Raw genomic sequence first — 23449 nt, 5'->3', positions numbered from 1 at the left:
AGACAGGCCATGGAACGCTACGAGCTGGTCGAGGGCAGCGCGGCCAAATTCTGGGAGGTCGGCGTCTCCGGCCCGACGCTCACCGTCCGCTTCGGGCGCCTCGGCACCCAGGGCCAGAGCAAGGACAAGACCTGCGCCGACGCGGCCGCGGCCGTGAAGGAGAAGGACAAGCTCGTCCGCGAGAAGACCGCCAAGGGCTACGTCCGCGCCGACGGCGCGGCTCTCGCCCCGGCGCCCGCCCCGGCACCGACCGCCGCCGCCCGGAAGCCCGCCCCGGTGCAGGCGTCCGGGCCGGCCGGCGAGACGGTTGTCGAGGGAGCCGCGGAGCCGGCCGCCGCCCCGCCGCCGGCCGAGGCCCCGCCGGAGCCCGTCCCGCCCCCCGCCCCGGCCGCGGTCTTCGCGGCGGTGCCGCTGCCGACCCGCCTGCGCCCCGGTCCGCGCCCGGACGCGGCGGAAGCCTGGCAGGCGATCGCGGCGCCGCTGGCGGCCGCGCTCGGCGATGCCGAGGCCGCGCGCCTCGCCGGAGCGCCGCCGGACCGGGACGGCCTCGCCGCCTGGCTGGACGCGATCGTCGACGCCGCGGAGGTGCGCCGACAGGGGAATCCGTCCCGGGCCGCCACCGGCGACGCCGTCCTTCGAGGGGCGCTGGAGGCGGTCCTGCGCTACGCCGTGGCCGAGGGCGGGACGGAGACCGTCGCCCGGCTGGCCGACCGCCGCCGCCCGACCCCGAAGACGCCGCGCGCCTACCAGCGCCTGTCCTGGGCCGAGCCGCTCCACCTCGCCCTGCGGGCCGCCCTCGTGCACGCCCCGGAGGCCGATTACGACGCCGCGGTCGCGCTCCTGAATGCCCGGATCGCCGAGGACCACGACTGGCCGGCGGCCTGTGCCTTCGCGTTCATCCTGGCCGACGACCGGGCCGCCCCGCACCCGCTCCAGCCCCTCGCCGTGCTCGAGGCCGCCGCCTCCGCCGGGATCGACGTCACGGCCGACACGGCCTACCTGCCGCTCCTGGCCGACGCGCCGCCGGAGGCGGTCGCGGGCTGGCGCGCCAAGCGCAGCTACCACCTCTACTTCGTCTACTGCGCCCTCGACGCGGCCGAGGCGGCCGCGACCCTGCTGGCGGTGGCCCGCGCCGCCGGGCAGCCGGCCCTGCCGGCCCTCGACTGGCTGCTGCACTACGCCCTTGACGAGCAGCGTCGCACGGTCGCCCTGGCGATCCTGTCGACGGGCGAGGCCGGGGCGCTCCCGGCCCTGCTGCCCCACCTCCACGAGAAGCCCGTCGCGGCCGCCCTCGACGCGGCGCTGGAGGCCGATCCCGCCGCGATCCTGCCCCGCTGCCTCGCGGCCCTCGCGGGCGGCCGGTCCGAGCCCGCCCTGCGCGCCCGGGTGAACCGGGCGCTCGACGCCCACGGGCTCGACACGGTCCGCGGCTGGCTCGCGGCGTCGGGCGGGCGCGGGGCCGGCATCCTCGACGCCCTGGCGGAAGCCCGCGCGGTGCCCCTCGCGGAGCCCGCCGCCTGGCCGCGGGTGCTGCGCGACCCGCCCTGGCGGGCCAAGGCCCGGACCCGGGACGACCTCGTCCTCGCCCTCGCGCCGCTGCCGACGCCGTTCGCGCACGCGGTGCCCGAGGTCGCGCCGAGCTACTGGCGCGCGCGGAACGCCGTCACCCTCGACGGCCCGGAGGCGCTGCGGGCCTTCGTGGCGGCCGCCGAGCTTTCCCATCCGACGCAGGGCTGGAGCCGGATCCCGCCCCCGCTCTCCGAGCCGCCGCGCGACGATCCGCCGGCCCTGATCGCCTGGGTCGCCGGCCGCGTCGCCCAGATCGACGAGGCCTGCCATTACTGGGCGAACTCGCCCTATCGCCAGCTGGTCGGCAGCCTGGAGCGGCAGCCCGAGCCCCTGGCGCTCGCCCTCTGGGCCCAGTCGCGCGTCGTCGCGGGATGCTTCCACGTCTCGCAGTGGCCGGAGATCGTGTGGGCGATGCTGTCGCGGTTCGGCGAGCGGGCGATGCCGGGCCTCGTCGGGCTGGTCGAGGCCGATCCGGTCGGGCTCCTGCCGGCGGTCCTGGCGGTGGACGATGCCCGCCTCGCCGGGCCCGCCGCCCGCGCCCTCACGAAGCTCAAGAAGGCCCGCGAGCCGGCCCTGGCCTGGCTGCGCCGCCATCCCGAGACCGCCCTCACCCGCCTCTTGCCCGACGCCGTGGGCCGGCCCGGGGCGCTGCGCGACGCCGGCGAGCACGCCCTGCGCGTGCTGGCGCAGGACCGGGCGGACGGCCGCGCCATCATCGCTTCCGTGGTCGCGCGCTACGCGGATCAGGCACCGGACGTGACCGAGGCGGTCGCGCAGGTGCTCGACCGCGATCCCCTCGCCCGCGTCCCCGCCAAGGTCGGCAAGCCGCCCGCCTGGGTCGTGCCGTCCATGCTGACCCGGCCGCGTCTGCGGGACGGGACCGCCCTGCCGGACGCGGCGATCCTGACCCTGTGCGAGATGCTGTCCTTCACCAACCCGGACGCCGTCTATGCCGGCGTGCCGATGGTCCGCAAGGCCTGCACCGAGGCGAGCCTCGCGGCCTTCGCGTGGGACCTGTTCTCCGCCTGGATCGCCGCCGGGACGCCCTCCAAGGACGGCTGGGCCCTGCGCGCGCTGGGCTGGTTCGGCACTGACGCCACCGCCCGCGACCTGACCCGCCTGATCCGCCGCTGGCCCGGCGAGGCCGCCCACGCCCGCGCGGTCACCGGACTCGACGTGCTGGTCGATATCGGCACCGACGTCGCGCTGATGAACCTCAACGGCATCGCCGAGAAGCTGAAGTTCAAGGGGCTCCAAGAGAAGGCCCGCCAGAAGATCGCCCAGCTCGCCGAGGCCCGCGGCCTCACCCCCGAGGAACTGGCAGACCGGCTCGCCCCCGACCTCGACCTCGACGAGCGCGGCGGCCTCGACCTCGATTTCGGCCCCCGCGGGTTCCGGGTCGGGTTCGACGAGACCCTCAAGCCCTGGGTCCGGGACGCCGCCGGCCAGAGGCTCAAGGACCTGCCCAAGCCCGCCAAGGCCGACGAGGCCGGCAAGGCCGCGGCGGCGGTGGCCCGCTGGGGCGCCCTGAAGAAGGACGCGCGGGCCGTGGCGAGCCTGCAGGTGGCCCGCCTGGAGGCGATGCTCGCCGGCGCCCGCCGGGTCCAGCCGACGGTGTTCGGCCCCTGCTTCGCCGCGCACCCGCTCGTGCGCCACCTCGCCCAGCGCCTCGTCTGGGCCACCTTCGCGGATGCCGACCCGCGGACCGGTCCGGGCCTGACCTTCCGGGTGGCCGAGGACCTGACCTTCACGGATGCCGACGACGCGCCGCTCGACCTCGACCTGACCGGGGCGGCCCCGGGCCTGATCGGCCTCGTCCATCCCCTGCAGCTCGACGCCGGGGCGCTGGCGGCCTGGGGGGCGCTGTTCGGCGACTACGAGATCGTCCAGCCCTTCCCGCAGCTCGCCCGCGAGACCTACGCCTTCACGGAGGCCGAGGCCGCCGCATCGACCACGAGCCGCTTCGCCGGGACCGTCGTGGAGGCCAACCGCCTGCGCGGCATGGCCGCCCGGGGCTGGCCCCTCGGGGCGCCCCAGGATGCCGGGGTGGTGTGGTGGATCGAGCGCGCCGTGACCTTCCCGGGCGGCGCGGCCGGCCAGGCGTCGCTGACCTTCTCGGAGGGCCTGTTCACCGGCGCGGTGGAGTTCGAGGACCGGGAGCAGACCCTCGGCGACCTGACCCTCGGCTCGCCCTGGAGCAGCCGGTCGGATCCGGGCCAGCGCGCCTTCGGCGAGCTCGCGCCGGTGACGGCGAGCGAGCTCCTGCGCGGGCCGAGCCTCCTCGCCGGGACGCGGCTGCGGTGAGCCTCGACCCGGTCACGCGCTGGCGACTCATCCTGGGCGAGGCGGCGGATTCCGCCTGCGCGGGGGCCGGTTGCGCCCTCTCGGGCGATGCGGCCGGCATGGATCAGGCGCTCGACTGGCTCTACGGCCGCGACGCCGAGGGCGCGTCGCGGGGGGAGCGCCGCCAGGGCGGGCGCGAGGGGTCGACCCTGACGGTGCCGGGCTGGATCAACGCGGTCCACACGCTCTTCCCCCGCGAGACGATCGAGCGGCTGGAGCGCGACGCGATCGAGCTCTACGCCATCGACGACGTGGTCACGAACCCCGAGGTGCTGTCCCGGGTCGAGCCGAACGAGACGCTGCTGAAGGCGGTCCTGCGCTCTAAGCACCTGATGGCGCCCGACGTGCTGGTGATGGCCCGCAAGCTCGTGCAGGAGGTGGTGCGGCAGCTGATGGAGCGGCTGGCGCGGGACCTCGCGGTGGCGTTCTCGGGGGTGCTCGACCGGCGGCGCCACACCCGCCTGCCCGGCGCCCGCGACCTCGACCTGAACCGGACGATCCGCGACAACCTGCGCCACTACGATCCCGAGAGCCGGCGGATCACCGTCGAGCGGCTGCACTTCTTCGCCCGGAACCGGCGCCAGATGCGGCCCTGGCAGGTGATCCTGCTCGTCGACCAGAGCGGGTCGATGCTCGATTCGGTGATCCACGCCTCGGTGATGGCCGCCTGCCTGTGGAAGCTCCCCGGCATCCGCACCCATCTCGTCGCCTTCGACACGGCGGTGGTGGACCTGACCCGCGACTGCGACGACGCCTGCGAGCTGCTCATGAAGGTCCAGCTCGGCGGCGGCACCGATATCGGGGGCGCCGTGCGCTACGCGGCCGGGCTGATCACCGCGCCGGAGCGGGCGATCGTGGTCCTGGTCTCCGACTTCTACGAGGGCGCGAGCGAGGCCGCGCTGGTCGAGCAGGTGCGGGCGCTCTCCGGCCAGCGGACCCGCGTGCTCGGCCTCGCGGCCCTCGATTCGGAGGCGCGGCCCGCCTACGACCGGGCGATGGCCCAGCGGCTCGTGGCGGCCGGCGCCGAGATCGGCGCGATGACGCCCGGCGAGCTCGCCGGCTGGCTCGCCGCCGCGATCCGGGCCTGAGCGGCGCCGCCGATGGCCCGCCCCGACCTCCGCGCGCTCACGGATGACGGCCTGATCCAGCTCGCCAATGCCGGGCTGGTGAAGCGGGCGCTGCGCGAGGTGGCCGCCGGCCAGGGGCCGGACCTCGCGGAGGCCGGGGACGGCACCGTCGAGGCGCGCTTCGCCGACGGCACGGTCACGCGGCTCGGCCCCGGCCGGCCTCCCGGCGAGGCCAGCTGCACCTGCCCGGCGAGCGGGATGTGCCGGCACCGGGTCGCCCTCGTCGTCGCCTACCGGGCCGCCCCGGTCGCGGACGGGCCGGCCGACGGGACCGGCGATGGGGCCGGCGATGGAGATCCCGAGGGTGCGGCGGTGCCGGCCGCGGCGCCGGTTGCCTGGGATCCCGGCACCCTCGACGGCGCGGCCCTCGAGGCGGGGCTCGGCGGCGCGGCGGCGGCGGAGCTGCGGCGCCTCCTGGCGGGTGGGATCACGGTCGGGCTGGAGCGGGGCGCCGTCCCGGCCGCGCGGCTCCCGACCGCGACCGTGCGCTTCCTCGTGCCCGACGCCGTCGGCTACGCCCGCTGCGACTGCGCGGCCGGGGGCGGCTGCGCCCACGTCGCCCTGGCGATCCGCGCCTTCCGGGAGGCCGCGGGCGCCGCCGAGATCCGCCTGGGCGGCGCGGCCCTGGCCGGAGCGGAGGCGACGCCGGCGGAGACGGACCTCACGGAGGCCGCCGACCGGGTGGTCGCCGGCCTGCTGGAGGCCGGGGTCGTGTCCGGACCGGAGGCGCACGGCGCGGCCCTCGCCCGGCTCCGGCGGGCGGCCGAGAGGCGGGGCGCCACGCAGCTCCTGCTGGCGGAGGCGGACCTCGACGGGCAGGTCGCGGCCTATGCCGGGCGCCACGCCGCCTACGACGCGGCCGTCGTCCTGGCGCTCGCCACCGAACTCCTCGGCCGCGTCCGGGGCGGCGAGGCCGCCCTCGGCCTCGGCCAGCCCTACGAGACCGCCATGGGCAAGACCCGCCTCGTCTCCCTGGGTGCCCGGCTCCTCGCCCGCGGGCGCGGCGCCACCGCCCGGGTGGCGCTGGCCGACACCGATACCGGCGCGCTCCTGGCGCTGGAGCGCGCGTTCGCGCCGGGCGAGGCCGAGGCGGATATCGCGGCCGGCCTGTCCGGGCGCCTCCTGAGCCCGGGCCTGTCCGTCTCGGGCACCGGCCAGGGCCAGATCCTGACCAGCGTCGCGCGGCGCCGGGCCGACGGGCTCCTCGCCCTCGGCCAGGGCGCACGGGGCCGCACGGCGCTGCTGCCGCGGGACGCCCTGGTGGCCCTGCCGGCCCCCCTGGCGGCGCGGGACGTCCCGTCGATCCTGCGCCGCCTCGCCGACCGGCCGCCCGTCTTCCTGCGCCCGCGCGACCGGCTGGAGGCCTTCCACGTCTTCCCCGTCGAGGCGGTCCTGGGACAGGCCTGGGCGCCCGGCGCCCAGACGTGGCAGGCCGCCGTCGCGCTGCCGGGGGCGGGCGGCACGCTGCATCTCGCCCGCGCCTACGACCCCGCCGCGCCGCACGCCCTGGACGCCCTCGCGGGCGCCTGCGCGGGGCGCTGGGGACCCGTGCGGCAGGTCGCCGGCCCGGTGCGGATCGAGGACGGCGCCCTGGTCTGCGATCCCTGGTCGGTGTCGGTCGACCGGCTCGTCGTGCCCGACCTCGCCGTCCCCGACGGCGCCGGCCACCCGATCCCGCCGGCGCCGGACCTGGGGCCGGCCACGCTCCTCGACGAGGCGGCCGCGCTCCTGGCGAACGCCCTCCATGCGGGGCGGCGGGCCTTCGCGGCCAGCGCCCGCGCCGGCGGGGCCGACTTGGTCGCACGCCTCGCCGCGACCGGCTATCCGGCCACCGCCGCGCGGTTCTCCGCCTTCCTCTCCGCCACCCTGGCGGCTCCGGGCGCGCAGTCCGAGCCCTTCGCCCGGGCCGCCCTCTGGGTCGCCGCCATGCGCGACGATCCCGGGCCGGAAGAGGCCTGATCACGGAATCGTGCGCGCGCGGTTGCCCCCTCGGTCCCGCTGGGGCAGGTTGCCGCGGCTTCGGGCGCCGCGATTCGCCGGCCGGCCCGTCCCGGTCGTTTCGCGAGGAGCCCGGATGCGAGGACCCGTCGACCGTCGCGCGCGCGCGACGCATCCCTGCCCGGCCGCGCGGGCCGGCGCGGTGGCATGAGGGTCGTCCGCGCGGCGCGCCTCCACCTGCGGGACGCCACCTCCGACAAGGTCTACGACGTCGACCTGATCGAGAACGAGGCCCTCGGGACGCCCGAGCGCTACTTCGTCAACACGCGCTACGGCCGGCGCGGCGCGACCCTGCGCGAGGGCTCCAAGACGCCCCAGCCCGTGACCGCCGAGGCGGCCGCCCGGGTGTTCGACAGCGTGGTCGTCTCCAAGATCAACGGCGGTTACCGGCGGGTCGACGGCCCGGAGACCGCCGCACCCGAGGCGACGTCCGACGGGCGCGATGGCGTGCTGCGGGCGCGGCTCTCCGCCTGCCTGCGCGAGAGCTGGGCCGAGCGTGACCGCGACCGCCTGCTCTGGCGCATCGGCGAGCTGCGGCTGGCCGCGACCGCCCCGGACCTGATCGCCCTCGCGCGGGGCCTCGGCCCGGCGCGGGCGAGCTACGCCCTGGTCTGGGCGCTCGCCCGGGCGGCGGGCGCACAGGCCGGTCCGGCGCTCGCGGCGATCGCCGCCGACGCGCCCGGGAGCGTGGTCCGCGACCTCGCCCGCTTCGCGCTCGCCGCCCCGCTCACCGGGCCCTACCGGCCGCCGGAGGCCGAGCCGGACCTGCCCGGCATGGTCGCCCGGCCGGCCGAGGCGGGCGACGTCGACGGGTTGTGCGGGGCGCTGGACGGCCTCGCCCGGCACGATCCGGGCCGGGTCGGGCCGGCCCTGGTAGCGCTCGGCCGGCGGGCGCAGGCGGCGCCCGGCCTGCACGCGACGCTCTGCGCCGCCCTGCTCCGGCTGCCGGCGCGGCCGCCCTACCTGATCGGCCTGCGGCGCCTCTTCAAGCACGCCGAGATGGCCGACGATGCCGCCCTGTTCGGCGCCACCGCCCAGCGCTTCGAGACCGCGCAGGCGATGTACCAAGCCGGCCGGAGCCACGCCTACGTCCCCGACCTCCGGCGCTACGTCGCGGTGGACGCGGCGCGCCAGGGGCCGGAGGCGCGGCTCGGCCTGTCCACCGCCACCCGCGCCTACATGAAGCGGCGGATCTGGCGCGCCCTGCGCAAGCGCGGCGCCGTCGGGGACCCGGCCTTCGCGGCGCTGGCGGCGGGCTTCCTGCTGGCCCTCGGGCCGGAGGACCTCGACCCGCCGGCGCGCTGGACCGCGTGGGGGCGGCAGCCGGACGGGACCTGGGGCCGGCAGGCCCGGGCGCGGGGGCCGCTCGCCCGCAACTGGACCGCGAGCCAGCTCCTGTATCGCCACGCCCCGGAGGCCCGGCCGCGGACGGGATCGCTGACCTTCCTGGAGACCGGCGCCGTCGATCCCGACCGGCGCGACGAGGCCTTCCCGGATCTCTGGAGCGCCCGCCCGGACCTGGCGCTCCGCCTCGCCGCGGAGGGGCGGATCGAGCCGGTGGCGCGGCTGGGCCTGCGGGTGCTGCGCGCGGACCCGCGGGCCTGCGCGGCCCTGACGGCCAGCGAGATCGGGCGCCTGCTGGCCGCCCCGCACGACGCCGTGCGGACCTTCGCGTTCCGGACCGCCCAGGCGCGCCTCGCCGCCGGGATCGCCGAGCCTGCCGAACTCGCCGCCCTGGTGGCGGCGCTGCTCGCGAGCCCGGAGCCGGAGGCGCGGGCGCTGGCCCTGCGGCGCCTCGAGGCCGGGGCGCCGGTCGCTTGGTCGGATCCCGACCTCGCCGCCGCGCTGCTCACGAGCCCGGAGCCGGACGTCCAGGCGGCCCTCCCGGGCCTCGCCGGGGCGCGGGCGCTGCCCCCCGGGCTCGCGGCGCCCCTGGTGACGCGGCTCGTGGCGTGGCTGCGGGCGATGCCGCCGGAGCCAGACGCGGCCGCGACGGCCGCGATCCGGGGCCTGCGCGCCGCCCTGCCCGTCCTGTGGCCGGACCGCGACCTGCCGGTCGCGTCCGAGACCGCCGCCGCCCTGATCGCCCACCCGTCCGCCGCGGTCAGGTCCGCCGGCCTCGCCCTCCTGGCGCAGTCCGAGGCCGGGGCCGCCGGCCTGCCGCCGGAGAGCTGTGACGCGCTGATCGACGCGGAATCCGAGGACATCCGGATCGCCGCCCTCGTCCTGCTGGCCCGCCTCGACGACGCGCGGCTCGGGCTCTACGCGGACCGGATCGTCGCCTTCGCCAGCGGGCCCGACAGCGCCGTCCGGCGGGCCGCCCGGCCCCTGGTGGTGCGCCTCGCGGCGGCGGATCCGGGCCTGGCTCCCCGCCTCGCCCGGGAGCTGATCGGCAGCCTGTTCCGCGCGGCGCCCGACGACGCCTACGCCGCCGACACCGTGGCCCTGCTGCGCGAGGCCCTGCCTGGGGAATGCGCCGCCCTCGACGACGGCACCCTGTGGCGCCTGCTGCAGGCGCGCGCGGACGGCGCCCGCCGCCTCGGCGCCGCCCTCCTGCCCGACCGGCGCGCCGAGGCCCTCAGCGTCCGCCAGATCGCCCGCCTCGGCGGCCACCCCTACCGATCGGTGCGGGACTGGGCGACGGCGGCCTTCGCGGCCGACCCGGCCCGGTTCCAGGCCGCGGCGGCCGAGGCCGTCCTCCTAGTCGAGAGCGACTGGCCCGACACCCTCGCCTTCGCCCGACACCTGTTCGACGCGTGGCCGGAGGCCGCCTGGACGCCGGAGGCGCTCGCCGTCGTCACCGACAGCGTCAAGCCGGAGGTCCTGGCCCTCGCCCGCCACCTCCTGCGCAGCCGGCTCCGGCCCGAGGACGCGGAGGCGCAGGTCCTGCGTCTCCTAGAGCACCCCGCCCCGTCGATGCACCTCCTGCTCACCGAACTCCTCACCGAGCAGGCCGTGGCGAGCGAGGCGGCCTTCGCGCGGCTGATCCCCCTCGCCCGCATCGTGATGCTGCAGGTGCTGCGCGGCCGGGTCGCCAAGGACCGGATGGCCGCCTTCCTCCGGGCCGAGGCCCTGCGCAGCCGCGCCCGCGCCGAGGCGCTGCTGCCGCTCTTCGCCGACCTGACCCTGAGTGGCACGGCCCGGGACCGCAGCGCCGCGATCCTGGCCCTGCGCGACGTCGCCGACGCGCATCCCGATCTCGCCGTGCCCCTCGTCCGGCGCCCGCCGGAGGCGCGGGGACCCGTCTCCGTCTCGGAAGAGGCCCGATGAACTTCGTCCATCGCTACCTCGGCGAGAGCCGGGCCGTCTCGGACGCGGACGCGACCCGGCTCGGCTTCGTTCCCGACACCCTGCGCGAGCCGACCTACTTCGCCGGGACGGTGGCGCGGCACCTGCCGTTCCGGGAGGCGATCTCCGCCCTGCACCACGTCGTCGTGTCGGACCTGCGCTTCAAGCCGAAGGACCGCACCGCCTACTTCGCGTGGCTCCAGGCCCACGAGCAGGAGCTCCTGGCCGAGGCCCTCGCCGAGAAGGACAGCCTGCGCGCCGAGATCGAGGCGCTGCGCGCCGAGTCCCGGGACATCGCCGCCCGCTCCGACGCGGTGATGCGGTCGTTCTACGACGCGCGGAAGCGGTACTTCGACTATCTCTACCGGGAGAACCTCGACGCCTGGATCGTGCTCGACCCGGTCATCACGGTCCATCCGGACGAGATCTTCTTCGAGGCGTTCAGCCTCGACGAATCGAGCTACGGGCGCCTGTCCTGCGACCACGACACGTTCGCGCGGATCGGCGACATGGCCTGCGGCACGACCAACATCGACTACAGCCACGCCCTCTACGACGAGTTCCAGAAGATCCGCAGCTACCGCGACACCGAGCTGGCGATCGACCCGACCGGCTTCGCGGTCCAGACCTCCGGCGAGGCCGCCTACCGCGAGGACAAGATCGACCTGCCCGATTCCTGGATGCGGGGCTTCCTGCAGGTGTCGAGCGCCATGGCGCAGCCCGCCCACGTGGTGGACCTGCACCCGGTCGACATGCACGCGATCCTGACCCGCCTCGCCGCGCGCCGGGAGCGCCACGGCCCGCGCTCCCTGCGGTTCCTGCTCGAGCCCGGCCGGCCGGTCAGCGTGCTGATCGAGCCCTGGAACGAGCGGCTGACCTTCCGGCGCTCGATCTACCGCGGGGGCGCGGCCGCGGAGATCCGCCTGTGGGGCCGGCGGCGGCTCGCGATCCTGGCCCGGACCCTGCCGCTCGCCCGGTCGGTGCGGCTGCACCTCCTCGGCACCGGGCTCCCCGCCTTCGCGGTGGTGGATTTCGGCGGCCTGCGCTTCACGCTCGGCCTGTCGGGCTGGACCGCCAACGACTGGTCCCGGGCCGGGCAGTTCGACCTGCTCGCGCCCCGGGCCGACGTCGACGCCGACACCGCCGCCCGGGTCTTCGCGGCGCTCCGGCGCCACCACGCCGCCGACACCGGGCAACTCGCCGCCGAGACCGGCCTCGACCGGTCGACCGTGGAGGCGGCGCTCGGCGGCTACGTGCAGGCGGGCCGCGCCATGTTCGACCTCGACAAGCGGGTCTACCGCCTGCGGGAGCTGACCCGGGAGCCGCTGGCGCCGGGCGCCCTGCGCTTCGCCTCCGAGCAGGAGGCCAAGGCCGACCGGTTCCTGGCGGCCGGACTGGTCACCCTCGGGCCCGTCGAGCAGGCCGGCGACAGGCGGCGCCTGAGCGGGACCGTGCTGGACGACGGCCGGAGCCTGACGCCCGCGGTGGAGCTCGATTCCGACGACCGCATGGTCGGCGGCAGCTGCCAGTGCGGGTTCTACACCCACAACCGGCTGACCCGGGGCCCCTGCGAGCACATGCTGGCCGTGCGCCGCCTCGTCCACGCCCAGGTCGAGGGCAAGCCGGTGCGGTGGCAGGCGTGAGACGGACCCGATTGATGCGGCCGCGCGCCTGGCCTATCCTCCCCGCGACGAGGGGCGTCGGCTGGGGCGGACCTTGCATTTCGGGCGGCGATTCGCCGTCCCTGCACCCTGCCCGGCAAAGCGTCACTGGCCCGCTCTTCACTGGGCCGGCACTGACCACCGGTGCGCGTTCGCGGTTTGGGTTCGCTGAACCCAAACGCGCACCGGTGGTCGTGCCGGCGTCGAGTGGACCGGGCCAGTCCCGAGACTTGACGAAGGCATCCCGGCCGACGTCCCCCGTCACGCCTCCTGCCTGCGCCGGAGGTCGCCGATGAGCCAGCAGCCCGGCAGCCTGACCCGCCAGCAGCTCTACGACCGGATCCGCGAGAGCTCGAAGGACGAGGTCATCCTCGAGGAGATGATCCGGCTCGGCTTCTGGCCGGACGGGGAAGCGCAGCCCAACCCGCCGGACGACCTGATCCGCCGCCGCGGCGAGATCGCCCGCGCCCTCGCCGACCTGCACCGGCGGGAGGCGGCGTGGCGCGACCCGGAGGCCGCCCTCAAGGAGATGCATCGCCGCCGCAAGACGGCGGCGCTGGAGCGGCGGCGCGAGACGCGGCTGCGCAACGCCCGCGACCGCCACGCGCGGGCGCAGGCGTGGCACGCGCGCCGGGAGGCGGAGATCCTCCATCTCGGCGACGGCGTCTCGGCCGGCCTCGCGCACGCGGACGCCCCGGCGCGCGGGCCCGCCCCCGGTCTCCCGCCCCTGGCGAGCCCGAAGGCGCTGGCCGAGGCCATGGGGATCGGCCTCGGCGAGCTGCGCTTCCTCGCCTACGACCGGGCGCTCAGCGCGGTGAGCCATTACCGGCGCTTCACCATCCCCAAGAAGGCCGGCGGCCTGCGCCGCATCTCGGCGCCGATGCCGCGCCTGAAGCGGGCGCAGTACTGGATCCTCGACGCACTCCTCGCCCGCGTCCCCGTGCACGCGGCGGCCCACGGCTTCGTGCCCGGCCGCTCGATCGTCACCAACGCCGCCGCCCATGTCGGGCGGGACGTCGTGGTCAATCTCGACCTCAAGGATTTCTTCCCGAGCCTCGACTACAGGCGGATCAAGGGGAAGTTCCGGGGCCTGGGCTACGCCGAGCCGGTGGCGATCGTGCTGGCGCTGCTCTGCACCGAGCCGGACGTGGACGCGGTCGAGATCGACGGCGCCCGCCTCTACGCCGCCCGGGGGCCCCGCCGACTGCCGCAGGGCGCGCCGACGAGCCCCGCGCTCACCAACCTCGTCTGCACCCGGCTCGACGCCCGGCTCGCCGGCCTCGCCGGCAGCCTCGGTTTCACCTACACGCGCTACGCCGACGACCTGACCTTCTCGGCCTCCGGCGAGGCCGCCGGGAAGGTCGGCGCGCTGCTCAAGTACGTCCACGCCATCGTCGCCGGGGAGGGCTTCACCGTCCATCCGGACAAGACCCGCGTGATGCGCCGCGGCCGGCACCAGGAGGTGACCGGGCTCACCGTCAACGAGCGGGTCGGCGTGCCCCGCGAGACCCTGCGCCGCTTCCGCGCCCTCCTGCACGGGCTCGAGCGGCACGGGCCGGCCGGGCGCCGCTGGGGCGCGGCCGGCGAGGCAGGCGTGCTCCGCGCCGCGGTCGGCTTCGCGCAGTTCGTCCGGATGGTCACGCCGGAGACCGGCGCGCCGCTTGTCGCGCAGGCCCGCGCCCTCGCGGAACGCCATTCGGCCCCGGCGACGGCGCCCCGGCAGCCGGACTTCCGCGCCCGGTCCGCGCGGGGCGCGGTGCCCCTCGCCCGCTGGTGGGTGCCGGCCCCCCGCCCCGCGCCCGAGCCGGACCCGATCCTGGCCGAGGCCGAGGCGGCCGCCGCCCGGGAGGCGGCCGAGATCGCGGCCCGCGCGGCCGCGCCGGTGCCGGGCCGCAGCGGCGTGCCGGCCTCGGGGCGCCCGCGCCTCGGCGCCCCGGAACCGGCCGCCCGCGCGGAGGCCGCGCCGGACGCGGGCGCCGAGCCCGACGACGCCCCGATGAAGCCCTGGAAGGTCGTCCTGGGGATCTTCGTCCTGTTCCAGGCGGCCGCCCTGCTGCACCCGGCGCTGGGGCTGCTCGTCCTCGCGGTCGCCCTGCTGCTCGGCCTGCGACGCCTGCTGCGCCGCTGGCGACGGCGCCGATGAGCCCGGCCCGGAGCCTCCCGGCCGGGCACCTCCGGACCAGCCTCGCCGCGCTCTTCGCCCTGGCCCCGGTCCTCTCGCTCGGACCGGGGGCGTCCCGGGCCGACGAGGCGCCCGCCGCACCCGTCTTCAACAAAGCCGAGGCCGCGGAGATCGCGGCGCCGCTGCGGCAGGACCCGGCCTTGCTGCGCAGCTTCGGCACCTGCCCGGCCGACACCTTCGCGCGGGAGCGCCCGTTCTGGCGGTGGGCGTTCGCGCCCCGCCGGCCCACCGAGCGCCGCTGCGCGCGCGAGCCCGCTTCCTGCTACGCGCTCTGCACCCGGTGGTCGAACGCGCCGGCCTGCTTCGACCTCGCCCTCGCCCTGGAGCACCACTCCCTCGACGTCGCCGACATCCTCGACAAGGAGCGGCTCTACGCCCTCGCCTGCGCGGGCGGGTTCCCGGCGGGCTGCACCAACCGGGCGGCCGGGATCCGGAACGGCGGCTACGCGGAGGATCCCTTCCGCGACGCGACGCGCGCCGACACGGATGCCTGCCTCGCCCGGAGCTTCCGTCTCGATTGCGACCGGCGCGGCGCCTGGGGCTGCGCCATGCTCGGCCAAGCCTATCGCCTCGGCGAGGGCGTCGCCGCCGAGGCGTCCCGGGCCCGGGAGGCGTTCGACATGGCCTGCGCGATCAACCCGGACTTCGCGGCCTGCACCTTCGCCAAGCGGCAGCTGGCCGAGATGGGCGCGCCGTGAGCACCGGCGACGCCGGACCGGATTCCGACGCCCTGCGGGCCCTCTACGGGCGAGTCGACCCAATGCCCGAGGGGCCGCCGGCCCCGGGCCACGCGCGCGCCTCCCTGTGCGTGGACGTGGGCGACGGGGACGACGTCGCCGCCGCCGAGCGCTGGATGCTGGCCCATGCCGGCCGGCTCACCCGCGTGCGCAGCACCGGCTGCGGCTGCTGCGTGATCGGCTGGGACATCGAGGGGCCGGCGGCGCTCGTCGCCACCCTGCCGGCGGTGCTCGGGGCGGCGTCCGACTGGGCCGGCCCGGCCGCGGTCCCGCGGCGCGCGGCGCTGGCGCGGGGCCGGCGCTTCTGGGCGCACGGGTGGGAGCGCTGGTGGGAGCGCTGGGTCCGCCGCCGCTGAGACGCGACCGACACGCGGCCCCGACGGGGAGCCTAGCGCGGTTCCGCGACGGCCTCGGCGCGGTCCAGCACCGGCGGCGCCGGCCTCTGCTCCGGGATCAGCCGGTCCGGCGCCGCGCCGCGCTCGAGGGTGGCGACCGCCAAAGGCGCGCCGCGGCCGCGCAGGGCGTGCGTCCCCAGCGCGCGGGCGCGGACGCCGTCGGGCAGCCGGTCCAGCCGGTCGAGGAGATCCTGCGAGATCAGGATGTCGACGCCCAGCGGGCGGCACAGGGCCTCGATCCGCGCCGTCACGTTCACGGCGTCGCCGAAATACGCGATCTTGTGGCGGTCGACCCCGACTTCGGCCGTGACCACCGGACCGCCGTGCAGCGCCGCCCGGAGCCGCGGGACCGTCCCGAACCGGGCTTGCCAGGCCGCGGCGTCGGCCTCGATCCGGTCGAGCACCGCGAACACGCAGGTCACGCAGCGCGCGTCCTTGAGGCCGCGCTTCATCGGCCACGTGATCATCGCGAGGTCGCCGATGAAGTCGTCCGTGGAGCCGGCGTTGCGCCGCACCGGCTCGGCGAGCGTGGCGAACACGGTGCTGAGATACTCCTGGGCGCGCAGGTCGCCGTGGGTCTCCGCGAAGGCCGTGGAGCCGACCACGTCGAGGAACAGGAAGATCCGCTCCTCCTGCACCGGCTTGTGGTAGCGGCCGATCATGAAGTTCACGAACACCTCGCCGCCGATCAGGTCGCGCATGCGCATGACGAAGACCAGCAGGGCCGACACGGCCAGCGAGTAGGCGAGGAACCGCGGCGTGATCCGCACCGCCGTGGACAGGCTGTCGGCGATGAGGCCTAAGGTCCAGACAACCAGGCCGCCGAGCGCGCAGCCGAGCGTGATCAGCACCACGTAGAGCAGTTCGGCGGCCAGCATGTAGACTAGCGCCGGCAGGCGGCGCAGCCGCGTCTGGACGCCCGACAGGGCCAGGCCGGGCACGAAGGCCAGCACCGTCCCGCCCACCGCCAGCGCGTAGACCAGGCCGGCGAGCATCGAGGCCCCGCCGACGAAGAGCAGGTTGTAGAGGAGGCCCGCCCCGCCGGAGGCGAGGAGGAGGGTCAGGGCCCAGAGCCAGCGGTACTGTGGGAGCATGGGCGATCGGCGGGGTCGAGCGTGGCGGTGGGCACGGTTGGACCTACGCGATGGCGGGGGGCGAAGGCGAGAGGGCGCAGGCGGGGGCGTTCGATCCGGGGGGTTGGGACCTGCCACCCGGCGGATCCCGCGATCGGGGAAGGCTGGTGGGCCCGGCAGGACTCGAACCTGCAACCAGACCGTTATGAGCGGCCGGCTCTAACCATTGAGCTACGGGCCCGGGAGGCGCCGACGGATAGCCGATCCCCGGCCGGCCGTCACCCGGATTTCGCCGCGCCGCGGGGGCGCCGGGCCCGGGGTGCCGGGTCCGGCCGGGCCGGCAGGTCCCCAGGCAGGTCCCCAGGCAGGTCCCCAGGCAGGTCCCCAGGCACGTCCCCAGGCACGTCCCCAGGCACGTCCCCAGGCACGTCCCCAGGCACGTCCACCGGTGCGGGCGCCGTGTCCTTGATCCGCCACAGGTAGCGGGCCAGGATCGAGCGGTACGGCGCGAAGGCGGCCGCCACCGCGGTGGTGTCGGCCTGCCCGGTGAGGCGGCGCAGGCAGCCCACCGCCGCCACGTCGCCCGCGGGCCAGATGTCCGGGTCGTGGAAGTGGAAGATGCCGACCATGTCGGCCGTCCAGGGGCCGACGCCGCGGATGCCGCACAGGATCGCCGCCCGCTCGGGATGCGGCAGGGCGGCGAGGCCCGGCCCGAGGAGGCCCGCCGTCTCGGCCGCCACGATCGCCTGGAGCGCCCGCACCTTGTTGCCCGAGATACCGCAGGCCCGCAGCAGCGCCGCGTCCCCGGCCTCGAACAGGCCCCTCGGGCTCGCGCCCGCCGCCGCGGCCGCGGCCTCGATCCGGGCCCAGATTGCCGCCGCCGCCCGGACGGAGAGCTGCTGGTTGACCACCTCGACGAACAGGCGGTCGGCGACGCACGGATGCGCCGGCGGCTCGATCCGGATCGGACGGGCCCGCTCCAGGGCGGCCCGCAGCGGCGGATGGGCGCGCGCCGCGTCCAGGAGATGGGCGTAGATGGCGGGATCCAGCATCGCCGCAGCCTTACCGGCCCGCGGGGCTTCCCGGAAGCGGGCCCGAGTCGGGCTGGAAGCGGGCCCGAAGCGGCGGTGCGGCCGCGCGCCCCGCGCCGGCCGGCCTGGACGGGACGCGCCCGCGGCCCAGGTCTCGACACCATGGCGATCTTCTTCACCGCGGACACGCATTTCGGCGACCCGCACATCCTCCGCCACCGCGGTGCTCGGTTCGGCAGCGTCGAGGCCCACGACGAGGCCCTGGTCGCCAGCTGGAACGCCGTGGTCGGCCCGGAGGACGTCGTCTGGCACCTCGGGGACTTCGCCGCCCATGCCAGCCGGGCGCATTGCGCAGCGATCTTCGCGCGGCTGAACGGCGCCAAGCGCCTCGTCCGGGGCAACCACGATTCGAACCGTGTCCTGGACCTGCCCTGGGCCGAGCCGCCGGTGGAGAGCGCCCGCCTCTCCGTCGCGGACGCGCGCGGGCGGCCGCACCGCCTGTTCCTGTCGCACTACGCGCACCGGGCCTGGCCGGGCCTGTGGCGGGAGACGCGCCACCTCTACGGGCATAGCCACGGCTGGCTCGCCGACACCACGCGCTCCTGCGATGTCGGCGTGGATGCCTGGGACGACCGCCCGGTCACCCTCGAGGCGATCCTGGTGCGCCAGGACGCGGCCGCTTGCGTGCCGGAGGAACTCGCGGCCCACGGCCTGCGCTGATGGGCGGGGACCGGCGCGCTATATCGTGCGCCGGAGCATCGACAGCCCGGCAGGAGGCCGCATCGCCATGACCGACATCCCCGCCCCGCCGCCGGGCCCGGCCGACGCCGCGACCCGGGCCGCGACTCAGGCCGCCACCGAAGCCGCCACCGAACTCGGCCTCGGGACCGACTGGGCCGCCCTCGGCGCGCCGGACTGGGACCGGGTCTGCCGCCGGGCCGGCGCGATCCTCGCCGGGCAGGGCCAGGCGCCGGCGCCCGGCTGGGACGGGGCCCTGGCGCGGACCCTCGGCCGCCCCGATCCCGCGGCCGCGCGGGACGAGCTGGCCCGCGACGCGGCCAACACCGTGCTGGCCGAGAAGGGCGAGGTCTTCGCCCCGGAGGACGATGCCTGAGGCGGACGACGAGACGCCGCCGGTCGTGCCGCCGGGCGTGCCATCGGGCGGACCGGTGGTTGCCGCGGCGGGGGTGCGGGCCGATGTAGGAGGCATGCCTTATCCCGAACACCGGCCTGAACCGCGGCCCGAGCACCGGCGTGCCGCCCCGAGACCGACCGAGCGCTACGCCCCCGGCGCGGCACCCGCCGCCCTGCGGGTGATCCCCATCGCGGGCGGCCCGACCCTCGACGCGCAGACGCGCGTGCGGCTCGGCCACCAGATGCGGGCGATGTATGATCCGGTGATCGACGAGGCGCTGGATCCCCGGCTGGCGGAGCTGCTGCAGCAGCTCGATGCGGATCGGGGCGGCTCGACCTGAGATCGGGGGCGGGCGTGTCCGGCCCGCGCATCCGCTGCGGCTTCCGGTGAAGAGGCTCCCATCGGTGGATCGGGGGGGTGTCACACCGATGGGAGCCCGGCCGAGTCGACGGATCGACCCAACCCGCCCCATATCGCCCAGGCGGCGGCCCGGGCGCTTTCACCTAAGTCAATTTGCTTGCGAATACGGCCGTCGAAGTGTCGAATTGGCGTATTCGATCGTGAGAATCGTCGCGATCAGGCCGAGGTGCCGGTCACCGAGAGCATGACCCCGTCGCTGCCGATCTCGTCGCCGCCGTAGCCGAGCATGCGCGCGAGTTGCTCGCGGGCGCGCCAGACCCGGCTCTTCACGGTGCCGATCCGGCAGTTCATGACGACGGCGGCCTCCTCGTAGCTCAGGTTCTCGATCGCCACGAGGACCAGCGCCTCCCGCATCACCGGCGCGAGCCGATCCAGGGCCGCGCGCACGTCCTGCAGGTCGAGATGGCCCCCCTGCTCGGGGATGCTGGTCAGCCGGTCGGCGTAGCTGCCGTCGGTGTCGGCGACCTCGCGGCCCTGCTTGCGGTGCTGGCTGTAGAAGACGTTGCGGAGGATCGTGAACAGCCACGCCTCCAGGTTGGTCCCGGGGGTGAATCCGCCGCGGCCGCGCCAGCCGCGCAGCAGGGTGTCCTGCACGAGATCGTCCGCCGCGGCCGGGTCGCGCGTCAACGAGACCGCGAACCGGTGCAGCGCCGGCACCACCTGCAGCAGGCCCGCGCGGAACGTTCTGTCGCGCTCGCCCTCGGCCTGCGCGAGGGCGGTCTCCAGGCGCGCGAGCAGGTCGGCGAAGGGGTTCGCATCCCTGTCCGAGTCGAGGTCGATCCGGTCGTAGGCGCGACCGAGGAGCGTGCCGAGATGGGCGCGCACGGCCTCCGGCAGGCCGAAGCGGGTCTCGTCCCCGGCCTCCTCTGCGACATCCGCGATGGGATCGAGGAGCGATGGGCCTTCGGTGTCGGGCATTCGGTCCGGTCGTCGGCGGGCGGGCCGGTCAAGCCCTGAGGACCGGTTGTGGCGCGCCCCGGCCGCCCATGCCGCAACATGGGTTAACGCCTGTCCCGAACAGGGCTCAGCCGCGGGCGCCGAACCGCCGCGCCGCCGCGAGACCGGCGAGGACGGCCGCGCAGGCCCCTGCGGCGGCGAGCCCCGTGCCGAGGGCCGTACTCAGGGTTCCGGCATCGGGGACGCCCTTGCGGGCGCGCCAGCCGCCGTCGGCCCGCGTGCCCTCCGGCGTCGGCGCGCGCAGGGCCCCGTGCGTGCGCGGCCCGGGTTCGGCCCGGTCGAGGGCCCACCGGAACCCGGCACCCATCAGGTGCTCGGTCGGGTACGGAGCCAGCGCGTAGCCGACCTGCGCGAGGCGGGCCGGCCAGCCGACCGCGACCTCGTCGCGCGGGTGGCGCATGAGGCGGAGATAGGTCTCCGCCACGGCCTCGGGCGCGTAGTACAGGTGCCCGGGATTGAGCCGCCGGCCGCTGACATTGGCGCCGTGCTCCAGGCCCGGCGTGTCGACGATGGCGGGAAATACGGCGCAGACGCGGATGTGGCGGTGCCGGGCGAGTTCCTGGCGCAGGCTCGCCGAGAAGCCGCGCAGGCCGAACTTGCTGGCCGTGTAGGCGGCGGCGAAGGGCGTCGGCGCCCAGCCGCCCATCGAGACCGTGTTGATCAGCGTCCCCCGGCCGCGGTCGAGGAAATGCGGCAGCACCGCGTAGGCCCCGTGCACGGCGCCCAGCAGGTTCACCGCGATCGTCTGCCGGTGCAGGTCCAGGGGAGCGTCCAGCAGGGGGCCGAATACCCCCACCCCGGCATTGTTGATCCAGACGTCGATGCCGCCGAAGGCCCGGAGTGCCGCCCGGGACAGGGCGTCCACCGCCTCGGGCTCTGTGACGTCGGTGGGGACCGCGACGGCCTCGGCGCCCGACGCGCGCAGGTCGCGGGCGATTCCGTCGAGCACGTCGGCCCGCCGCGCCGCCAGCACCACCCGGGCGCCCCGCGCCGCGAAGGCCTCGGCCGCCGCCCGGCCGATGCCGCTCGAGGCCCCGGTGATGACCACCGTCCCGCCGTCCAGGCGTGCCATGCCGGTTCTCCGCGTCGTGTGTCGTCGAGTTGCAACTGCACGGCGAACCCTTCCCCGCGCCGCGGCGTTCCCCCTCGCAGCTGCGGCCATTCGGACGCGCCCGGGACGGCGCGTCCGAATGGCCGCCGCGACGCGCGGCCCCGAAGGCCCGCCCCCGTCTGCCCGAACCCTTCCGAGGTCGCCGATGCCTGCCCCCGATCCATCCCCCGCCAGGGCCGCCGCGCCCGAGGGAGGCGCCTCGACGGTCTGGACCCTCGCCCTCGCCACCGCGCTGATCGGCATCGTCGCCCTTCCCCGCCGGTCGGCGCGCGGCGCGGTCGGTGCCTCGGTCGACCGTGCGCCCGGCCAGTCCGCCGACCGGGACGGGGCGCGCCGGACGTCGCCTGCGCATGCGGGACGGGAGGCCCACGCCGTGGCCCGGGCCGAGGCCGATCGCGGGCGGCAGGCCTCGACGCCGACCGAGATCCCCGCCAAGGGCTGGAAGGACATCGCGCTGCGCGCCTATCACGACATCGGCGAGAACCGCCTGTCGCTGATCGCGGCCGGCGTCACCTTCTTCACGCTCCTGGCGATCTTCCCGGCGGTGGCGGCCCTGGTCTCCTGCTACGGCCTCGTGGCCGACGCCTCGACCATCAACGACCAGCTCGCCAGCCTCCAGGGCATCCTGCCCCAGGGCGCCCTGGAGATCGTCGGCGACCAGGTGAAGCGGCTGAACGAGCAGGGCAACACCACCCTCGGGTTCAGCCTGCTCATCAGCATCGCCCTGTCCGTGTGGAGCGCCAATGGCGGCGTGAAGCACGTCTTCGACGCCCTCAACCTCGTCTACAACGAGCGCGAGAAGCGCAACTTCCTCGTGCTCAATCTCGTCTCCCTCGCCTTCACGGCGGGGGCGCTCCTGTTCCTCCTCCTGGCTCTGGCCGCGGTGGTGGTGGTGCCGGTGGTGCTGGAATTCGTCGGGCTCGGCGCGGACGCGTGGTGGCTGGCGCTGCTGCGGTGGCCGGTCCTGCTCCTGGCGGTGCTGCTCGGCCTCGCCCTGCTCTACCGCTACGGGCCGAGCCGGGACGCGCCCCGCTGGCGCTGGGTCACGCCCGGGGGCGCCCTCGCGGCCGTGTTGTGGATCGTCGCGTCGCTGCTGTTCTCCTGGTACGTCGGCCATTTCGGCAGCTACAACAAGACCTACGGCTCGCTCGGCGCGGCGATCGGCTTCATGACCTGGATCTGGCTCTCGACCATGATCGTGCTGGCCGGCGCCCAGGTGAACGCCGAGATGGAGCATCAGACCGCCGAGGACACGACCGTCGGCGAACCGCAGCCCCTGGGCACGCGCCGGGCGCGCATGGCCGATACGGTGGGCGCCGCCGCGGAGTAGCGCGGCGCTTGGCCCTCACCGGGGGGCACGGCCTTCTGAGCGAGGGGGGCTCGCGGACCGCGTCGCCGGCGAGAACGCCGACTTAACACAGGTTGGCGCGCGTTTTTCTGCTGCAGGCACAAGCCGATCAAGAAGATCCGGACTTCGATGTTCGGGCGACGGTTTGGCCCCCTGCCGATAGAAATATCCGTGCCTCATTATTTGACCGATACCCATGGCGGCGCCGTCGTTCGGGACGTTTCGGATGGGCGCGACGTCGCCCGATCCCCCATGGCCCCCCGCTTCGGCGACCTCCCCGGCGCCTGTCCCGGCGCCTGTCCCGGCGACTGCCCGGCCGCCGGCACGCCGGCGCCGCGGTGATCTGACCGGAGGCGGACGTGGACAACCCGTTCGTACGGAAGATGGAGCGGCATGTCCGGCTCGCGCCCGAGGACCGCGCGATCCTCGACGGGTTGGGGCGCCTGCATGTCCGCCACGTCGCGGCCCGGCAGGATATCGAGGGGCAGCAGAGCGACCCGTACCACACGCACCTGATCCTCGACGGCTGGGCCTGCCGGTACAAGCAGTTCCCGGACGGGCGGCGGGCGATCGTCGCGCTGCTCCTGCCGGGCGACCTGTGCGACCCGTTCGTGTTCCGCCGGGCACGCATGGACCACGCCATCGGCGCGCTGACGCCCGTCACCGTCGCGCGGATCGCCCCGGAGCAGATCGGCGACGCGGTCCGCGGCCGGCCCGCCGTCGAGGAGTGCCTGTGGCGGGAGCTGCTCGCCGCCACGGCGATCCACCGCGAGTGGATCGCCAGCGTCGGCCGGCGCTCGGCGATCGAGCGGCTGGCGCACCTGTTCTGCGAGCTGCACCTGCGGTTGACGCGCGTCGGCCTCGCGGACGGGACGACGCTGCCGATGCCGGTGACCCAGCCCGACCTCGCCGACGCCCTCGGCCAGACGAGCGTGCACATCAACCGCACCCTGAAGGAGCTGCGCACCGGCGGCCTCGTCGCCCTGCGCAGCCGCCGCCTGATGATCCGCGACCTCGACGGGCTGCGGGAGCGCGGGCTGTTCGATCCGGCCTACCTGCAGCTCTCCTGAGCGG

Annotated in this window: 17 protein-coding genes and 1 tRNA gene; 13 read left to right on the top strand and 5 right to left on the bottom strand. The window is 76.2% G+C overall.

Features of this window, described 5'->3' with window-relative positions:
* The first annotated feature begins 9 nt into the window (after window positions 1-9).
* The 8 genes from ACQKQD_RS11240 (at window position 10) to ACQKQD_RS11205 (ending at window position 15261) form a co-directional block, all read left to right on the top strand.
* On the top strand, window positions 10-3873 hold the full coding sequence (locus ACQKQD_RS11240) for a DUF4132 domain-containing protein (protein WP_427508395.1): 3864 nt from the start codon (window positions 10-12) through the stop codon (window positions 3871-3873).
* On the top strand, window positions 3870-5000 hold the full coding sequence (locus tag ACQKQD_RS11235) for a VWA domain-containing protein (RefSeq protein ID WP_427508394.1): 1131 nt from the start codon (window positions 3870-3872) through the stop codon (window positions 4998-5000). The genes ACQKQD_RS11240 and ACQKQD_RS11235 overlap by 4 nt, the downstream gene beginning before the upstream one ends.
* A gap of 12 nt (window positions 5001-5012) precedes the next feature.
* Window positions 5013-6998: an SWIM zinc finger family protein gene (locus ACQKQD_RS11230; protein ID WP_427508393.1), complete on the top strand. Its 1986-nt coding sequence runs from the start codon at window positions 5013-5015 to the stop codon at window positions 6996-6998.
* Window positions 6999-7184: 186 nt separating this feature from the next.
* Window positions 7185-10307, top strand: coding sequence for a hypothetical protein (locus ACQKQD_RS11225; protein WP_427508392.1), 3123 nt, complete (start codon window positions 7185-7187; stop codon window positions 10305-10307).
* On the top strand, window positions 10304-11968 hold the full coding sequence (locus ACQKQD_RS11220; RefSeq protein ID WP_091977388.1) for a hypothetical protein: 1665 nt from the start codon (window positions 10304-10306) through the stop codon (window positions 11966-11968). Before ACQKQD_RS11225 ends, ACQKQD_RS11220 begins: the two co-directional genes overlap by 4 nt.
* 310 nt (window positions 11969-12278) lie before the next feature.
* Window positions 12279-14129, top strand: coding sequence for a reverse transcriptase family protein (locus tag ACQKQD_RS11215; protein WP_427508391.1), 1851 nt, complete (start codon window positions 12279-12281; stop codon window positions 14127-14129).
* On the top strand, window positions 14126-14866 hold the full coding sequence (locus ACQKQD_RS11210; RefSeq protein WP_427508390.1) for a hypothetical protein: 741 nt from the start codon (window positions 14126-14128) through the stop codon (window positions 14864-14866). Before ACQKQD_RS11215 ends, ACQKQD_RS11210 begins: the two co-directional genes overlap by 4 nt.
* Window positions 14863-15261 carry a hypothetical protein gene (locus tag ACQKQD_RS11205; protein WP_427508389.1) on the top strand — a complete coding sequence of 133 codons (399 nt, stop codon included), beginning with the start codon at window positions 14863-14865 and terminating at the stop codon, window positions 15259-15261. The genes ACQKQD_RS11210 and ACQKQD_RS11205 overlap by 4 nt, the downstream gene beginning before the upstream one ends.
* A gap of 32 nt (window positions 15262-15293) precedes the next feature.
* On the opposite strand, the gene ACQKQD_RS11200 is transcribed toward ACQKQD_RS11205, so the two are convergent.
* The 3 genes from ACQKQD_RS11200 to ACQKQD_RS11190 all read right to left on the bottom strand — a co-directional run bounded on the left by ACQKQD_RS11200 (window position 15294) and on the right by ACQKQD_RS11190 (window position 17425).
* Entirely contained in the window at window positions 15294-16394 is a 1101-nt protein-coding gene (locus tag ACQKQD_RS11200; RefSeq protein ID WP_427508388.1) for an adenylate/guanylate cyclase domain-containing protein, read from the bottom strand.
* 144 nt (window positions 16395-16538) lie between these two features.
* Window positions 16539-16614, bottom strand: a tRNA-Ile gene (locus ACQKQD_RS11195).
* Window positions 16615-16651: 37 nt separating this feature from the next.
* Window positions 16652-17425, bottom strand: a complete 774-nt coding sequence (locus ACQKQD_RS11190; RefSeq protein ID WP_427508387.1) for a DNA-3-methyladenine glycosylase family protein — start codon at window positions 17423-17425, stop codon at window positions 16652-16654.
* Window positions 17426-17566: 141 nt separating this feature from the next.
* Between ACQKQD_RS11190 and ACQKQD_RS11185 the strand changes: the two genes are divergently transcribed.
* The 3 genes from ACQKQD_RS11185 to ACQKQD_RS11175 all read left to right on the top strand — a co-directional run bounded on the left by ACQKQD_RS11185 (window position 17567) and on the right by ACQKQD_RS11175 (window position 18879).
* Window positions 17567-18124, top strand: a complete 558-nt coding sequence (locus tag ACQKQD_RS11185; protein WP_427508469.1) for a metallophosphoesterase — start codon at window positions 17567-17569, stop codon at window positions 18122-18124.
* A 67-nt stretch (window positions 18125-18191) separates the two neighbouring features.
* Entirely contained in the window at window positions 18192-18518 is a 327-nt protein-coding gene (locus ACQKQD_RS11180) for a hypothetical protein (RefSeq protein ID WP_427508386.1), read from the top strand.
* A gap of 94 nt (window positions 18519-18612) precedes the next feature.
* On the top strand, window positions 18613-18879 hold the full coding sequence (locus ACQKQD_RS11175) for a hypothetical protein (protein ID WP_020094806.1): 267 nt from the start codon (window positions 18613-18615) through the stop codon (window positions 18877-18879).
* A 236-nt stretch (window positions 18880-19115) separates the two neighbouring features.
* Here the strand turns inward: ACQKQD_RS11175 and ACQKQD_RS11170 are convergent, their stop codons facing one another.
* Both ACQKQD_RS11170 and ACQKQD_RS11165 read right to left on the bottom strand, forming a co-directional pair.
* Window positions 19116-19877, bottom strand: a complete 762-nt coding sequence (locus tag ACQKQD_RS11170; RefSeq protein WP_020094805.1) for a sigma-70 family RNA polymerase sigma factor — start codon at window positions 19875-19877, stop codon at window positions 19116-19118.
* 106 nt (window positions 19878-19983) lie between these two features.
* On the bottom strand, window positions 19984-20988 hold the full coding sequence (locus ACQKQD_RS11165; RefSeq protein ID WP_427508385.1) for an SDR family oxidoreductase: 1005 nt from the start codon (window positions 20986-20988) through the stop codon (window positions 19984-19986).
* A gap of 184 nt (window positions 20989-21172) precedes the next feature.
* Between ACQKQD_RS11165 and ACQKQD_RS11160 the strand changes: the two genes are divergently transcribed.
* The gene (locus ACQKQD_RS11160; protein WP_427508384.1) at window positions 21173-22357 is read left to right on the top strand and encodes a YihY/virulence factor BrkB family protein; all 1185 of its coding nucleotides are present in this window, start codon (window positions 21173-21175) and stop codon (window positions 22355-22357) included.
* 377 nt (window positions 22358-22734) lie between these two features.
* Complete coding sequence (locus ACQKQD_RS11155) at window positions 22735-23445, top strand: Crp/Fnr family transcriptional regulator (RefSeq protein ID WP_427508383.1); 711 nt, start codon at window positions 22735-22737, stop codon at window positions 23443-23445.
* Window positions 23446-23449 lie beyond the last annotated feature (4 nt).

Source organism: Methylobacterium sp. NPDC080182, from assembly GCF_050281105.1.
In the GTDB taxonomy this organism is placed as follows: Bacteria; Pseudomonadota; Alphaproteobacteria; order Rhizobiales; family Beijerinckiaceae; genus Methylobacterium.
The sequence above is the reverse complement of the archived record's forward strand: the minus strand, read 5'-3'. Positions and strand labels throughout refer to the sequence as shown.